General features: G+C 71.1%; 11 protein-coding genes and 1 tRNA gene. 5 read left to right on the top strand and 7 right to left on the bottom strand.

Annotated features, from left to right (window positions below):
• Positions 1-409: 409 nt before the first annotated feature.
• Positions 410-1816 carry a cystathionine beta-synthase gene (locus AC0682_RS03645; protein WP_254812404.1) on the bottom strand — a complete coding sequence of 469 codons (1407 nt, stop codon included), beginning with the start codon at positions 1814-1816 and terminating at the stop codon, positions 410-412.
• 233 nt (positions 1817-2049) lie between these two features.
• On the opposite strand from AC0682_RS03645, the gene AC0682_RS03640 reads away from it, so the two are divergent.
• The 3 genes from AC0682_RS03640 to AC0682_RS03630 all read left to right on the top strand — a co-directional run bounded on the left by AC0682_RS03640 (position 2050) and on the right by AC0682_RS03630 (position 5911).
• The gene (locus AC0682_RS03640) at positions 2050-3057 is read left to right on the top strand and encodes an SGNH/GDSL hydrolase family protein (RefSeq protein WP_254813253.1); all 1008 of its coding nucleotides are present in this window, start codon (positions 2050-2052) and stop codon (positions 3055-3057) included.
• A gap of 167 nt (positions 3058-3224) precedes the next feature.
• The gene (locus tag AC0682_RS03635) at positions 3225-4445 is read left to right on the top strand and encodes an acetyl-CoA C-acetyltransferase (RefSeq protein ID WP_028417635.1); all 1221 of its coding nucleotides are present in this window, start codon (positions 3225-3227) and stop codon (positions 4443-4445) included.
• 575 nt (positions 4446-5020) lie between these two features.
• Positions 5021-5911 carry a hypothetical protein gene (locus AC0682_RS03630; RefSeq protein ID WP_478530744.1) on the top strand — a complete coding sequence of 297 codons (891 nt, stop codon included), beginning with the start codon at positions 5021-5023 and terminating at the stop codon, positions 5909-5911.
• A 55-nt stretch (positions 5912-5966) separates the two neighbouring features.
• Here the strand turns inward: AC0682_RS03630 and AC0682_RS03625 are convergent, their stop codons facing one another.
• The 3 genes from AC0682_RS03625 to AC0682_RS03615 form a co-directional block, all read right to left on the bottom strand.
• A complete protein-coding gene (locus AC0682_RS03625; protein ID WP_254812401.1) occupies positions 5967-6284 on the bottom strand; it encodes a hypothetical protein in 318 nt (105 codons plus the stop codon).
• 209 nt (positions 6285-6493) lie between these two features.
• Positions 6494-7375: a Bax inhibitor-1/YccA family protein gene (locus AC0682_RS03620; protein WP_254812400.1), complete on the bottom strand. Its 882-nt coding sequence runs from the start codon at positions 7373-7375 to the stop codon at positions 6494-6496.
• Positions 7376-7564: 189 nt separating this feature from the next.
• Positions 7565-7650 (bottom strand) — tRNA-Leu (locus tag AC0682_RS03615).
• A gap of 554 nt (positions 7651-8204) precedes the next feature.
• Between AC0682_RS03615 and AC0682_RS03610 the strand changes: the two genes are divergently transcribed.
• Positions 8205-8975, top strand: a complete 771-nt coding sequence (locus AC0682_RS03610; RefSeq protein ID WP_254812399.1) for an ABC transporter ATP-binding protein — start codon at positions 8205-8207, stop codon at positions 8973-8975.
• A gap of 80 nt (positions 8976-9055) precedes the next feature.
• Positions 9056-11590, top strand: coding sequence for an ABC transporter permease (locus tag AC0682_RS03605; protein ID WP_254812398.1), 2535 nt, complete (start codon positions 9056-9058; stop codon positions 11588-11590).
• A gap of 134 nt (positions 11591-11724) precedes the next feature.
• Here the strand turns inward: AC0682_RS03605 and AC0682_RS03600 are convergent, their stop codons facing one another.
• The 3 genes from AC0682_RS03600 to AC0682_RS03590 all read right to left on the bottom strand — a co-directional run bounded on the left by AC0682_RS03600 (position 11725) and on the right by AC0682_RS03590 (position 16223).
• Positions 11725-13056, bottom strand: a complete 1332-nt coding sequence (locus AC0682_RS03600; RefSeq protein ID WP_478530743.1) for a class I SAM-dependent methyltransferase — start codon at positions 13054-13056, stop codon at positions 11725-11727.
• 280 nt (positions 13057-13336) lie between these two features.
• On the bottom strand, positions 13337-14725 hold the full coding sequence (locus AC0682_RS03595) for an NAD(P)/FAD-dependent oxidoreductase (protein ID WP_254812397.1): 1389 nt from the start codon (positions 14723-14725) through the stop codon (positions 13337-13339).
• A gap of 547 nt (positions 14726-15272) precedes the next feature.
• Entirely contained in the window at positions 15273-16223 is a 951-nt protein-coding gene (locus AC0682_RS03590; RefSeq protein WP_478530786.1) for an arsenic resistance protein, read from the bottom strand.
• Positions 16224-16268: the final 45 nt, after the last annotated feature.

Genomic DNA, 16268 nt, shown 5'->3' with positions numbered 1-16268 from the left:
AGGAGAGGCGGGGAGGAGGGGGAGAGGGGGGGGAGGCGTGTAGATAGAACGCGAACGGAAACGACAACGGTCGCCGCCCCGCCCCCTCCGCCCTCCCCCCCCCCACGGTGAGGTGTGTCGCGGGGGCCGCCGCACCCCCGGTGGCCCGGGGGGCGGGACGACGGCGGTCCCCGCGAGGGACGCGGTCCGGGTCAGGGCCGGATGGCCGCGTCCGGGCGACGGTGGAGGTCCGGGAGCCGCTCCGTAGTCCGGTGTCGCCGTTCTGGGTGCCGGCTGGTCTCCCTGCCGACACCCACCAATGTGCCGGAGCCTTGTTAAGCGGGTGCTGCGCCGACGTGACGTGCTCGTACCGTTCTCGCGAAGCCCGGGCCTTCCTCCGCGATGCCCGGGCCTGCGAGCCGAGCGCCGGTCAGGCCTTCGCGGCGCCCGCGTCCTTCGCGAGGAACGCGAGCACGTCCTGCCTGCTCACGACGCCCTTCGGCTTCCCCTCGACGAGCACGATCGCCGCGTCGGCACCGTCGGCGCCGCTGAGCGCGGCCATGAGGTCCTCGACCGGTTCGCCGGAGCCGACCTGCGGCAGCGGGGCCGACATGTGCTTCTCCAGCGGGTCGGTCAGGGAGGCGCGCCGGGTGAACAGGGCGTCCAGCAGCTGCCGTTCGACGACGGAGCCGATGACCTCGGCGGCCATCACGTCGGGGTGTCCGGCGCCCGGCTTCACGATCGGCATCTGGGAGACGCCGTACTCCCGCAGGACGTCGATCGCCTGGCCGACCGTCTCGTCCGGGTGCATATGGACCAGGGAGGGCAGCGGCCCCTCCTTGAAGTTCAGCACGGCGCTGACCTGCGGGGAGGAGCTGGTGTCCTCCAGGAAGCCGTAGTCGGCCATCCACTCGTCGTTGAAGATCTTGCTCAGGTAGCCGCGTCCGCTGTCGGGCAGCAGCACCACGACCACGTCGTCCGGGCCGAGCCGCTTGGCGACCTCCAGGGCCCCGACGACCGCCATGCCGCAGGAGCCGCCGACGAGCAGGCCCTCCTCCTTGGCGAGGCGGCGGGTCATCTGGAAGGTGTCCTTGTCGGAGACCGCGACGATCTCGTCGGTGACCTCGGCGTCGTAGGCGGAGGGCCAGAAGTCCTCACCGACCCCCTCGACCAGATACGGCCGACCGGAGCCGCCGGAGTAGACCGAGCCCTCCGGGTCGGTGCCGATGACCTTGACGGCGCCGTTGCTGATCTCCTTGAGGTAGCGCCCGGTGCCGGTGATCGTGCCGCCGGTGCCGACGCCCGCGACGAAGTGGGTGATCTTCCCCTCCGTCTGCTCCCACAGCTCGGGACCGGTGGTCTCGTAGTGCGAGCGCGGGTTGTTCGGGTTGGAGTACTGGTCAGGCTTCCAGGACCCCGGCGTCTCGGCGACCAGCCGGTCGGAGACGTTGTAGTACGAGTCCGGGTGCTCCGGGTCGACCGCGCTGGGGCAGACGACGACCTCGGCGCCGTACGCGCGCAGCACGTTGATCTTGTCCGTGGACACCTTGTCCGGGCAGACGAAGATGCACTTGTAGCCCTTCTGCTGGGCGACGATCGCCAGGCCGACACCCGTGTTGCCACTGGTCGGCTCGATGATCGTGCCGCCGGGCTGGAGCTCACCGCTCTGCTCGGCCGCCTCGATCATGCGCAGGGCGATGCGGTCCTTCACCGACCCGCCGGGGTTGAAGTACTCGACCTTGGCCAGGACGGTCGCCTGGATGCCTGCCGTGACATTGCGCAGCCTCACCAGCGGGGTGTTGCCGACAAGAGTGATCAGCGAATCGTGGAATTGCACCGTGTACTCCGGGATCTCCGAGATGGTCCGGCCCAGAGTATGCGTACGGGCCGCACGATGCGCACGGAAGCCCTCCGCCCCCGGGAGAAGAAGGCCGGAAAGGAAGGTCGGACACGGAGCGTACGGAGACGGGGACGGACAGTGCGATTGGGTGGCGCCCCTCGCGGGGCAGGTAGGTAGGTGTAGGGCGGTACGGCGAGGAGGAGGTGGACCGGACTGTGTCGAGAGCGAGAGTGGCACGGCGGATCGCGGCGGGCGCGGCCTACGGCGGTGGCGGCATCGGACTGATCGGTGCGGCGGCCGTCGGCGTGTTCCTGGCGGAGGTCCAGCTCGCGAAGAGGCAGGTGGGCGGCGGCAGGGCACCGGTTCCGCCGAGCGCGGACGGGCGGTACGGCGTGGCGTTCGCCGGGCCCAGCGATCCGTTGCGGCTCGGGATGCTCGGGGACTCGACGGCGGCGGGCCAGGGGGTGCGACGGGCCGGGCAGACCCCGGGGGCGCTGCTCGCCTCGGGGCTCGCGGCGGTGTCCGAGCGGCCGGTGGACCTGCGGAACGTGGCCCTGCCGGGGGCCAGGTCGGACGATCTGGAGCGGCAGGTCTCGCTGCTGCTGGCGGACCCGGCCCGGACCCCGGACGTCTGCGTGATCATGATCGGGGCGAACGACGTCACCCACCGGATGCCCGCCACCCAGTCGGTGCGCTGTCTGACGACGGCGGTTCGCAGGCTGCGGACGGCGGGGGCGGAGGTGGTCGTGGGGACCTGCCCGGACCTGGGCACGATCGAACCGGTCTACCAGCCGCTGCGCTGGCTGGCCCGGCGGGTGAGCCGACAGCTGGCCGCCGCGCAGACGATCGGGACGGTGGAGCAGGGCGGGCGCACGGTGTCGCTGGGCGACCTGCTGGGTCCGGAGTTCGCGGCGAACCCGCGCGAGCTGTTCGGGCCGGACAACTACCACCCCTCCGCCGAGGGGTATGCGACGGCGTCGATGGCGGTGCTGCCGACGCTCTGTGCGGTGCTGGGCCTGTGGCCGGAGTCGGACCGGCTGGACGGCGCGCGCCGCGAGGACATCCTCCCGGTGGCCAAGGCGGCCTCCCAGGCGGCCCGCGAGGCCGGTACGGAGGTCACGGGCGCCCGCGCCCCCTGGGCCCTCCTCAAGCACCGCAGGCGGCGGCGCCTACCCGCCTCCACCCAGACGGAACCGGCACCGTCCTCGCACCCGGACGCGGCGCACGGCCACACGTAGGGGCCGGGCCACGCGGACGTCGCAGACCCGGCAGGCCACCCTGAGCAAGCGCTTAGAAAAGAGTCACTCATCACACGGCCTGCCGGGTGACCCGGGCGATACGCCCGGGTAGCTTCCAGAGGAGTTCTCTCGTCCACCCAGCTTTCCAGCCCTCATGGAGCCGCGTGATGCCCGAAGCCGTGATCGTCTCTGCCGCCCGTTCGCCGATCGGCCGCGCCTTCAAGGGGTCCCTCAAGGACCTGCGTGCGGACGATCTGACCGCCACGATCATCCAGACCGCGCTGGCCAAGGTCCCCGAGCTGGACCCGAAGGACATCGACGACCTGATGCTGGGCTGCGGTCTGCCCGGTGGCGAGCAGGGCAACAACCTCGGCCGCATCATCGCCGTACAGATGGGGATGGACCACCTTCCCGGCTGTACGGTCACCCGCTACTGCTCCTCCTCGCTGCAGACCAGTCGGATGGCGCTGCACGCGATCAAGGCGGGCGAGGGCGACGTCTTCATCTCGGCGGGCGTCGAGATGGTGTCCCGCTTCACCAAGGGCAACTCCGACAGCCTCCCGGACACGCACAACCCGCTCTTCGCCGACGCCGAGGCCCGCACCGCCGCCCGCGCCGAGGAGTCCGGTGCGAGCTGGCACGACCCGCGCGAGGACGGCCTCGTCCCGGACGCGTACATCTCGATGGGGCAGACGGCGGAGAACCTGGCCCGGTTCAAGGGCGTCAGCCGCCAGGAGATGGACGAGTTCGGCGTACGGTCGCAGAACCTCGCCGAGGAGGCCCTGAAGAACGGCTTCTGGGAGCGGGAGATCACCCCCGTCACCACCCCGGACGGCACGGTCGTCGCCAAGGACGACGGCCCGCGCGCGGGCGTCACCCTGGAGGGCGTGCAGGGCCTGAAGCCGGTCTTCCGCCCCGACGGGCTGGTCACCGCGGGCAACTGCTGCCCGCTCAACGACGGCGCCGCCGCCCTGGTGATCATGTCCGACACCAAGGCGCGGGAACTGGGCCTGACCCCGCTGGCCCGGATCGTCTCCACCGGCGTCTCCGGCCTCTCCCCCGAGATCATGGGTTACGGCCCGGTCGAGGCCAGCAAGCAGGCTCTGAAGCGGGCCGGCCTGACCATCGACGACATCGACCTCGCCGAGATCAACGAGGCGTTCGCCGCCCAGGTCATCCCGTCCTACCGGGATCTCGGCCTGCCGCTGGAGAAGGTCAACGTCAACGGCGGCGCGATCGCGGTCGGCCACCCCTTCGGCATGACCGGCGCCCGCATCACCGGCACGCTGATCAACAGCCTCCAGTTCCACGACAAGCAGTTCGGCCTGGAGACGATGTGCGTGGGCGGCGGCCAGGGCATGGCGATGGTGATCGAGCGGCTGAGCTGAGCCGCAGCGGAGGGTAGGGGTCGCACGAGGCACGAGTGCGGCACCTGCCCGCAGCGCAGCGCGACCACCAGCACGAGCGGCTGAGCTGAGCCGCAGCGGAGGGTAGGGGTCGCACGAGGTACGAGTGCGGCACCTGCCCGCAGCGCAGGCGAAGCCCAGCGCGACCACCAGCACGAGCGGCTGAGCTGAGCCGCAGCGGAGGGTAGGGGTCGCACGAGGTACGAGGGCGGCACCTGCCCGCAGCGCAGGCGAAGCCCAGCGCGACCACCAGCACGAGCGGCTGCGGTCCGGCCCGGTGGAGGTCTCGTCGGGGGCCTCCACCGGGCCCGGGCTTCCCTTCTCACCGGGTGTCCGAATCCGACCGAGCCCCGACCGTGACCGAATCTCCCCCAGGATGTGATCTGCGTCCCGGGGGAGAGTCGTTTCCCCAGGTCACGGCCTTTTGGGGCTAAACCCAGGACCGAAAGACCTGTCCATTTCGTGACGTAATGCACTGACAGCCGGTACGGGTACAGGCCAAGCTGATGTAGGAAGTCGGGGGTATCGATTGAAACCGGGAGTTGTCAGTGAGCGCCATGTCATTTGCCCTGTTGCTGACCACCGCCGCTGCCACGGCCGTCGGCGCCGCCGCGCTGCATGCCGCTCACGGGCTGCGCAAGCAGGTCGCGGGCCTGCGCACGGAGCTGGCCGAGGGCCGCGCTCTCGGTGCGTCGGTGCCTCCGCAGAACCGTCACGCCGCCACCCCGGCGGAGGAGATACGCGCGGCCGTGACCGAGGCGCTGGCCGAGGAGCGCGAGCGCGAGCTGGCCGAGGCGCGGGCCTTCTGGGCCGCCCAGGAGGCCCGTGACGCGGCGGACGCCCCCTCCCTGCTGGGCGGGGTGCCCGTGCTCGGTGAGGAGACCCCCTTCTACCTTCCGCGCCAGTCCGACTTCGCCGGCCTGGAGTCGCTGGACATCGAGGCGGCCGAGGCGATGGAGGAGTTGGCCGAGCTGAGCGAGCGGACGTTCGCGGAGCACGAGACCGCCGACTTCCCGGGCGAGTTCGCCGGTGACTTCACGGACCTGCCGGAGATCGCGGACCACCCCGAGGACTCCCCCGAGCTGGCCGCGGCCCGCCGCCGCCACCCCTCGCACCCGGACTTCGTCCCGGTGCAGACGCCGGTGGTCACGGACCATGAGCGGACCGTGAGCCGACTGGAGGAGCTGGCCGACCTGGCCACCGAGCTGACCGACGTGCGGCCGGGCCCGCTGGGGACGCTCGACGTGTACGTCTTCGCCGACGGCACCACGCTCTGCATGACCCCCGGCCACCGTGAGACGGCCGAGCGGCTCGCGGACGCACTGCGGGCGGGCCGGCAGCCGGTGCTGCTGGGCGGTTCGGGTGTCTCGGGCGCCTACGCGCTGACCTTCTCCTGCGGCGAGGAGAACGTCTACATCCTCGCGGACCGCGTCATCGCCTCGTTCTGACCCGTCCCGTCACCGCTCCGGCCGGTCGTCCCGGCCCCTCGTCCCGATTCGGCGGCTACGCGAAAGCCCGCGCCGCCGCCCCCTCGACGTATCGCACGGCCTCGTCCAGCTCTCCGGGCGGGGCCGTCTCCAGTGCCACGGCCAGATCCCGCCCGGCGACGGCGAGTTGGTCACCCACGGCGAACATCCCGGCGTCCGGCAGCATCCGCGGCTCCGTGCCGGGGCTCTCGATGCGCTGGGCCCGTACGGCGAGTTCGCGGGCCGCGGCCAGCGCCTCGCCGGCCGCTCCGCGCTGGAGGCGGCTCTGCGGGGCCGAACGCAGCCGGTCGGCGAATCGGTCCACGGCCAGGATGAGAGGCGTCGTATCGAGCACGCACCGGACCCTACGCGCCCCTCCCGCCCGGAAGCCAGGCGGGAGGGGCGCACACCGGGAGCCACTGGCCCCCGCCCAGCCCCCGCCTGGCCCCCGACCCCCGCCCGCCTCGGGCAGAGGAACGCACCCCAGCCACGCCGAAGGGCCCGCAGGCGCGATGCCTGCGGGCCCTTCCGGTGCTACGGGTGGTGCGGGTCCTGCGCGGTCGGTCAGTCGTCGCCGCTGAGGATGGCGACCAGGCGCAGCATCTCGATGTAGATCCACACCAGGGTCACGGTGAGGCCGAAGGCGGCCAGCCACGCCTCTTCGCGCGGAGCGCCGTACGCGATGCCGTCCTCGACCTGCTTGAAGTTGAGGGCGAGGATGCAGGCGCCGATCACGATGGCCACGATGCCGAAGATGATGCCGAGCGTGCCGCTGCGGAAGCCGAGTCCGTCACCGCCGCCGAAGACGGCGAACAGCATGTTGACCATCATCAGCAGCATGAAGCCGATGGCGGCTGCCATCACGAAGCCGTAGAAGCGGCGCGTGACCCGGATCAGACCGGTGCGGTAGGCGATCAGCACACCGGCGAAGACCGCCATCGTGCCGAGCACCGCCTGCATCGCGGCGCCAGGGGCGACGTAGACGCTGACGATGTTGCTGACGATGCCGAGGAAGACACCCTCGAAGGCGGCGTACGTCAGGATCAGCGGCGGCGAGGGCCGACGCTTGAACGAGTTCACCAGCGACAGCACGAAGCCGATGATCGCGGCGCCGATGGCGACACCGTAGGCGGTGCCGAGGTTCCCCTCGTCGACCGGCATGGCCCACCAGGCGATGGCGGCGGCCACGATCACGGTGCCGAGCGTCATCGCCGTACGCGTCACCACGTCGTCGATGGTCATCGCGTCGGTGCGCGCGGGCGCCGGGGCGCCGGGCTGGACACCCTGGGCGTAGGGGTTGGTGGCGTACGGGTTTGCGGCGGTGCCCTGCGCGAACGGGTTGGCTCCCGTCGTGGCGGCCCCGGCCTGCGGCGCCGCGTTGAAGCTCGCGTGGCCGTTGTCGCGGCTGAACCCCCGTCGCGAGAAGACCGGGTTGCTGCTCCTCATCTCACTCCTCCATGGCCACACTGCGTGGCCTCGCGACAAGAGTAATGGGTAGGCAAAGGAAGCACCCTAGTGCCAGGGGAGGATCTTTATCACGGTAGGCCGTCCGAGGGCGGCGCGGACGCGGTCCCGGTCGGAGAGGCCCGGACCCGCCTGCTGCCCGTCACGCCTGGTCACACCCTGTGAGGATGGTGGTGCCCGGAGCCGGACTCGAACCGGCACGCCCCCGAGGGGCAGCGAGGTTTAAGCTCGCCGTGTCTACGTTCCACCATCCGGGCGTGCCGCGCGGCTCCGCGTTGGCAACCGACCCTATCCGGGGGCGTCCCCCGATCAGCGGAATAGTGGCGCGATGTTGTCCTATTTTATTGACCGCTTGAGGGGCCGTCAGCACACGGGTGCGGTCTCACCACGCACCCACACCGGTTACCGGTCGGCAACAGGCTGTACGGGATTGACGGAAAGTCGCCGCACCCGTACGGCCCAACGCGCCAGGTGCGCGCCATGCTTCGCCAGGGGGTCCGCCACCCCAGGGTTCCGGGCCGGCGGGGAAGCCGCCCGCTCCGCCTCTCCGGGCGTCCTCGCGGCCCGCCGACGGAGGTCACCCTGAGTCATCGGACCGCCCCTCGGATGAAGCGTCGGGGTCGGTGTCATACCCGAGGAGGACCCCTCCACCCCGGTGATGCGACTCAAGAGGGCCACGGGAACGGGCATAGGGAGTGACGACCGGGGGCCGTCGGGACGTGACGATGGAGTAGTCCCTCAAGGCACCGCCGTCAGCGCGGGCCGCGTCACCCCCGTATGCATCCGCATCACCCCAACCAGGAGCGTCCCTGTGACCACCACTCCCACCGCTCACCGCGCCACCACGGTGGCAGCCCGCGCCACGGAGCTGTCGAAGGTATACGGCGAGGGTGAGACCCAGGTCGTCGCCCTGGACCGGGTGACCGTGGACTTCCCGCAGGGCGAGTTCACCGCGATCATGGGCCCCTCGGGCTCCGGCAAGTCGACGCTGATGCACTGTGTGGCCGGTCTCGACAGCTTCAGCAGCGGGTCGGTGCGCATCGGCGAGACCGAGCTGTCCACGCTGAAGGACAAGCAGCTCACGCAGTTGCGCCGGGACAAGATCGGTTTCATCTTCCAGGCCTTCAACCTGCTGCCGACGCTGACCGCGCTGGAGAACATCACCCTGCCGATGGACATCGCGGGCCGTAAGCCCGACGCCGCGTGGCTCCAGAAGGTCATCGACATGGTGGGGCTCTCGGAGCGGCTCAAGCACCGGCCCACCGAGCTGTCGGGCGGTCAGCAGCAGCGCGTCGCCGTGGCCCGCGCCCTGGCCTCGCGGCCCGAGATCATCTTCGGTGACGAGCCGACCGGGAACCTGGACTCCCGCTCCGGCGCCGAGGTCCTGGGCTTCCTGCGCAACTCGGTGCGCGAGCTGGGCCAGACCGTGGTGATGGTGACCCACGACCCGGTGGCCGCCTCCTACGCGGACCGGGTGATCTTCCTCGCAGACGGCGCGGTCGTCGACCAGATGATCCAGCCGACCGCCGACCGGGTCCTCGACCGGATGAAGGCGTTCGACGCGAAGGGCCGCACGAGCTGACCCGGGCGGGCCGCCGCACCGAGGCCCCGCCCGCCGCGCTCCACGTCCCCCTTCCGGCACCCATCCCAGGACACACAGACATGCTCCGTACCGCCCTGCGCAATGTGCTCGCGCACAAGGCCAGGCTGCTGATGACCGTGCTCGCCGTCATGCTCGGCGTAGCGTTCGTCTCCGGCACCCTCGTCTTCACCGACACCCTCGGCAACGCCTTCCGCAACCAGTCCGCCAAGAGCTACGACGACGTCGCCGTCGCCGTGGAGACCTACGCCGGCGGGCGCGACGACAAGACCCCCGGCCTCGACGCCGCGACCCTGGACAAGATCCGCTCCGTGGACGGCGTGGCCACGGTCACCGGCCGGGTCAGCGGCTTCGCCGGGGTGGCCGACCCCGACGGCAAGCTCATCGGCAACGGCTGGTCCAACACCGGCGGCAACTTCGCCCCCGACAAGGACGGCAAGGACTTCGCGTACGACTTCACCCAGGGCAGCGGCCCGGTGAAGGCCGGTCAGATCGCGCTCGACCAGGACACCGCGTCCAAGGGCAAGTACCGCGTGGGCGACCCGGTGCGGGTGGCCACCAACGGCCCGGTGAAGGAGTACACCCTCTCCGGTGTCTTCACCACCGAGGACGGCGCGGTCAACGCGGGCGGCAGCCTCGTGCTGTTCGACACCGCTACTGCCCAGAAGCTCTACCTGAAGCCCGGCGTCTTCCAGAACGCCACCGTGGCCGCCGCTGCGGGCGCCTCCGACCAGAAGCTGCTGGACGCGATCACGCCGCTGCTGCCGAAGGAGGCCACCGCCCAGACCGGCAAGGCCCTCGCGGACGAGCAGGCCCGGCAGATCGAGAGCGGGCTCAGCAGCCTCAACGCCATGCTGCTGGCCTTCGCGGGCATCGCCCTCTTCGTCGGCGTCTTCCTCATCGCCAACACCTTCACCATGCTGGTAGCCCAGCGCACCCGTGAGCTGGCCCTGATGCGGGCGATCGGCGCCTCCCGCCGCCAGGTCAAGCGCTCCGTGCTGATCGAGGCCGCCGTCGTCGGCGCGCTCGCCTCCGTCATCGGCTTCCTCCTCGGCCTCGGCCTCGCCTCCGGGCTGCGCTCCGCGATGGGGCTCCTCGGCGGCAAGATCCCGGCCGGCCCGATGGTCGTCTCGACCACCGCGGTCGTCTCCGCCTTCGCCGTCGGCATCCTGATCACCGTCCTGGCCGCCTGGCTGCCCGCCCGCCGGGCCGCGAAGATCGCCCCCGTCGCGGCGATGAGCAGCGTGCACGCCACCGCCACCGTCAAGTCCCTCGTCGTACGGAACTCGATCGGCGGCTTCATCGCCCTGGTCGGTGCCGTGGGCATCGTCGCCGGTGCGGGCACCGGCGGGACGAACGGCCGCTACCTGGTCGCGGCGGGCGCCTTCCTCGCCCTGATCGGCGTGATCATCCTGATCCCGCTGCTCTCCCGCCCGGTCGTCGCCCTGGTACGGCCGCTGCTGAAGAAGCTGTTCGGCGTCTCCGGGAAGCTGGCCTCGCAGAACGCGGTCCGCAACCCGCGGCGTACCGGAGCCACCGCCTCCGCCCTGGCGATCGGGCTGACCCTGGTCACCGGCATCTCGGTGCTCGGTGTCACCCTCGGCCAGGCCATCGACAAGATGACCACGGACAACATCAAGGCCGACTACATGGTCACGATGGCCAGTGGGGACTCGCTCGACGAGTCGGCGCTGACCGCCCTGTCGAAGGCCGACGGCGTCGTGGCGATCTCCCCGCAGCAGGCGGCCTGGTTCGAGGTCGACGGGGAGTTCCAGTCCGCCTCCGGCGTCAACCCGGGTGATGTGGAGAAGGTCTTCTCGCTGGACACCGTCTCCGGTTCGCTCGCCTCGCTCAAGGACGGCCAGGTCGCCGTCGGCGCCAAGACCGCGAAGTCGAACGGCTGGAAGACCGGCGACACCCTCCCGGTGAAGTTCGACGACGACAAGAAGGGCGAGATCACGATCGGAGCGGTCTACCGGGAGAACGACTTCCTGTCGACCTTCGTGATCCCCAAGGAGCTGGCGGACCAGCACAGCGCCTCCTCCCGCCCCGAGATCCGCGAGATCTGGATCAAGACGGACGGCGGCGCGAGCAAGGCCAACGAGCGGTCCATCGTGGACGCGCTCGGTGACAACCCGGCGATGAGCGTCATGGACCGCCAGGACATCCGTGACCTGTTCGGCGGCTTCGTGAACACCGCGCTGAACATCATGTACGGGCTGCTCGCCATGGCCCTGCTGATCGCGGTCCTCGGGGTCGTCAACACCCTCGCGATGTCGGTGTTCGAGCGCCAGCAGGAGATCGGCATGCTGCGGGCGATCGGTCTCGACCGCCGCCGGGTGAAGCGGATGATCCGTCTGGAGGCCGTCGTCATCTCGGTCTTCGGCGCGGTGATCGGCGTCGGGCTCGGGGTCTTCCTCGGCTGGGCGATCGGCCAGACCCTGGCCGACGACATCCCCGGCTACGCCCTGGTCATCCCGTGGGACCGCCTCGCGGTCTTCCTGGCCCTGGCCGGCCTGGTGGGCGTCCTCGCCTCGCTGTGGCCCGCCCGCAGCGCCGCCAGGCTCAACATGCTGACGGCGATCAAGACGGAGTAGCCGGGACCCGGGGAGGCCGGGACGCAGGGACGGCGAGGGGCCGGTGCACCGCTGGAGAGCGGTGCACCGGCCCCTCGCGCGTACCGGAGGCGTACGTGCGTCGGACGCGCGCACGTCAGGCGTACGCGTACGGGTCAGCCGCCCGGCTTCTCCGCCTTCTCCGTCTCCCCCGGCTTCTCCGTCCAGGCACGGGAGCGCAGCGGCAGGCGGGCGGAGCCGCCGTCCTGCGGGCGCACCGCCAGGATCTGGTTGACGCCGATCCTGTTGTGCTCGAAGGAGAGCGCGGAGGCGGCCATGTAGAGCCGCCAGACCCTGGCCCGGCCCGGCGAGGTGACCCGTACGGCCTCTTCCCAGTGGCGCTCCAGGTTGGCCACCCAGCGGCGCAGGGTCAGCGCGTAGTGCTCGCGCAGCGCCTGGACGTCCCGCGCCTCGAACCCCGCCTCCTCCAGGAGGGAGAGGGTCCTGCCGAGCGGGGCGAGTTCCCCGTCGGGGAAGACGTAGGAGTCGATGAACTCGTCGATGCGGTAGGCGTCCTCGTCCTTCTCCGGGCGCCGGGCGATCTGGTGGTTCAGCAGCCGCCCGCCGGGCTTGAGGAGGGCGAAGAGGACGTCGGCGTACTCGCGGTAGCGGACCGAGCCGACGTGTTCGGCCATGCCGATCGAGGAGATCGCGTCGTACGGTCCGTCGGCGACGTCCCGGTAGTCCTGCACGCGGATCTCGATCCGGTCGGTGAGCCCCTCCTCGGCGATGCGCTTGCGGGCGTGGGCGGCCTGCTCCCGGGAGAGGGTGATGCCGGTGACCTGCGCCCCGTACTCGCGGGCGGCGTGGATGGCCATCGAGCCCCAGCCGCAGCCGACGTCCAGGAGGCGGTCCCCCTCCTTCAGGGCGAGCTTGCGGCAGACCAGGTCGAGCTTGTCGCGCTGGGCCTCCTCCAGGGTCCCGCCGTCCTCCCAGTAGGCGCAGGAGTAGACCATGGAGGGGCCGAGGACGAGGGCGTAGAAGTCGTTGCCCACGTCGTAGTGGTGGCTGATGGCCGCCTTGTCGCGCCGCTTGGTGTGCAGCGGGCCGGTGCGGCGGCGGACCTCCTCGACGGGCGGGGCGGGCGGCGGCCAGGGCCCGGCCAGCCTGAGGAGACCGGCGACGAAGGCCCGTACGGCGGGGTCGCGGACCGGGTGGACGGCGTCCTTGGCGTCGGCGCCCCGGTCCCACAGGAGCCCGGCCAGCCGGTCGAGGAGCTCGTACAGATCGCCCTCGACGTCGATCTCCCCGGCCACCCAGGCTCGTGCCAGGCCCAGTTCGCCCGGCTTCCACAGGAATCTGCGCAGGGCACGGCGGTGGCGGATCACCAGGACGGGGGCGCCGGGCGGGCCCGATTCGCTGCCGTCCCAGGCCCTGACGCGGACCGGTAGCGGTTCCGAGAGCAACTCTTCGGCGAGAGCGGTCAGCCGCGATGCGGCGCGTGCCATGACGCACACCTCCGTGGTGGTGTTTCCCCGACAAACACAACGAGCTCACTGCGTACGTACGTACTCATGGTTCGCCGTCACGCGCTCCGGTGCCAGTACGCCGTACTTCTCCGTCAACTCCCCCGCCACGCTCCGTCATCCCGCCACCGGGCAACGAAAGGGCAAAACACGCGGCGGACAGGGCCGTGGACACGCCGAAGGGGCCGTCCGCACCACGGATGGCGGACGGCCCCTTCGGGCGTCGTACGGGCGCGCTCCTCGCGGAGCGGTCGCCCGGGGGTCAGGAGGCCTTGGCCTTCTCACCCTCGGACTTGGCGGCGGCGACCGGAGCCGGGGCCGGCTTGGCGGCCTCGTAGAACTCCTCGCGCGGCGTCTCCATGGCGCCGAGCGAGACGACCTCGCGCTTGAGGAACATCGCCAGCGTCCAGTCTGCGAAGATCCGGATCTTACGGTTCCAGGTCGGCATCGCCATGCCGTGGTAGCCGCGGTGCATGTACCAGGCGAGACGGCCCTTGAGCTTGATCTTCACCTTGCCCATGACGATCATCGCGACGCCCTTGTGCAGGCCGAGACCCGCCACCGCGCCCTTGTTGGCGTGGCTGTACTCCTTCTGCGGGAAGCCCCGCATGCCGGAGATCACGTTGTCGCCGAGGACCTTCGCCTGCCGCAGCGCGTGCTGGGCGTTGGGCGGGCACCAGGCGTTCGGGTTGCCGGCGCGGCGGCCGACCATGTCCGGTACCTGGGCGTTGTCGCCCGCGGCCCAGATGTAGTCGGTGCCCTGCACCTGGAGCTTCTCGGAGGTGTCCACGTGGCCGCGGGGGCCGAGCGGCAGGCCGAAGCGGGCGAGCGCCGGGTTCGGCTTCACACCGGCGGTCCACACGATGGTGTTGGAGTCGACCTCCAGGCCGTTCTTGAGCACCACGTGGCCGTCGACGCAGGAGTCCATGGAAGTGGAGAGGTAGATCTCCACACCGCGGCTCTCCAGGTGCTCCTTGCCGTAGGTGCCCAGCTTCGGGCCGACCTCGGGCAGGATCTTGTCGGCGGCGTCGACCAGGATGAAGCGCATGTCCTCGCGCTTCACGTTGGTGTAGTACTTCGCCGCGTCGCGGGCCATGTCCTCGACCTCGCCGATGGTCTCCGCGCCGGCGAAGCCGCCGCCCACGAAGACGAACGTCAGCGCCCTGCGGCGGACGTTCTCGTCGGTCGTGGAGTCGGCCTTGTCCAGCTGCTCCAGGACGTGGTTGCGCAGGCCGATCGCTTCCTCGATGCCCTTCATCCCGATGCCCTGCTCGGCGAGGCCGGGGATCGGGAAGGTACGGGAGACCGCGCCCATCGCGATGACCAGGTAGTCGAAGGGCAGCTCGTAGGCCTCGCCGACGAGCGGCGCGACCGTGGCGACCTTGCGGTCCTGGTCGATGGTCGTGACCCGACCGGTGAGAACCTCAGCCTTGGGCAGCACGCGTCGCAGCGGGACGACGACATGCCGAGGCGAGATGCTGCCTGCGGCAGCTTCGGGGAGGAAGGGCTGGTACGTCATGTACGACCGCGGGTCGACGACCGTGACGGTCGCCTCCCCGTACCGCATCTTCTTCAGAATGCGACGAGCTGCGTACAGGCCTACGTACCCACCGCCTACAACGAGGATCCTGGGACGCTCCGTGGTGCTCATGCCATCGAGTATCCACCCCGCCCCAGGGGGGTGCTCGTGAGCCCCTTCACAAGGATTGAGCCACCCTCTGCTACACTTCGCCGCCCGCGTGACCGAGGTCATGGGCCCGAAAGGGAACCGCGGCGGCCCGGGAATCGTTCCTGACCCCCTGTGAGCTGGCCCTTGGCCCTCCCGACGGGCCGTAGCGCCGCCTCTCTCCGCACCCGCGCAACACCCCCGCAACGCGCCCGAACGCCTGCCGCAGGGGCTTGCATACGGCCCGGACGGCCCTTGCGGGCCCGGACGGCACCGCAGAGGACCGAATTCCTTGTGAAGAAGTTCACGAACTTCGGCGCAGTGCGCTGTCCGCACCCTCCTCCCGGAGGCCTTTCCCCAGCTCAAAGGTGCGCTCGGAAGCGCTTCCGAGCAGCCCCAGCGACCGCTGCCCGGTGCCCGCGGCACCCCAGGGGCGACACCGACGGCCCGGGGGCGGACCCGGACCTGGCCGGGGAGCGGGCACGGGTTCCGTGCCGCGCGTCCGTGACGGCGAAGGGGCCGGGGCGAAAGCTCAGGGCCCCGGGGAAGAGGGCAACAGCCGGGGCACGGCCCGCACGCAGAGCACCATGCCGACGACCTCGACGAGGGTCTGCGTGACCACGACGACGGCGGCGATCGCATAGGCGTCGGGCAGGGAGAGCGCGAGGGGCAGCACCACGAGGGAGTTGCGCGTCGCCCCGCTGAAGACCACGGCCCGCCCCCCGGGCGCGTCCAGCCGGAAGGCCCGGGCCACCGCCTTTCCGGCGAAGGCCATCACCACCAGGAAGGCGGCGTAGAAGGGGACGACGGCGGCGACACCGGCGAGGTTCCCGCCCACCTTCGGCACCTGGGAGGCGACGACCACCAGCAGGGTCGCGGCCATCAGCGGGACCATCGTCGTCGTGGCCGCCTCCGACACCCGCCGCCCGCCCTCCCGGCGCTCCGCCCAGGCCTGGAGCGCCCAGGCCAGCGCGAGCGGGATGACGATGAGGAAGGCGAACGCCTCCAGGAACGGCCCCGCCTCCACGATGTCGCCCAGCCCCGACCCGAGGAACGCGTACAGGAACACCGGCAGCAGCACCATCTGCGCGACCAGCAGCAGCGGGGTCGCGGCGAGCAGCCGACGGGCCGACCCCCCGGCGAGACCGCTGAAGACGATCACGTAGTCGACGCACGGGCACAGCAGCACGAGCAGCACTCCGAGCCGCACCGCCCGGTCGGCGGGCAGGAACGTGAACATCGCGGCGACCACGAGCGGCACCACGAGGAAGTTCACCACCAGCGCGGCGGAGAGGAACGGCCCGTCCCGCGACGACCGCAGCAGCTCGGCAGCCGGGACCTGGAGGAAGGTCACGAACAGCAGCGCGCCGAGGACCGGGTTGATCAGGTGCTCCAGCCCCGGTCCGAGAGAAGGCGCCGCGAGACCGAGCAGGGCGCCGAGGGCCATCGCCGCGAGATAGACGGCCACCTGATGGCGTTCCATCCGCTCGACGGCCCCGCGCGGCACACCGCCCCCCACGTCGTACGC

The organism is Streptomyces sp. NPDC043746, assembly GCF_056436485.1.
Note: the sequence above shows the minus strand (reverse complement) of the source record. Positions and strands in the feature narration are given on the sequence as shown.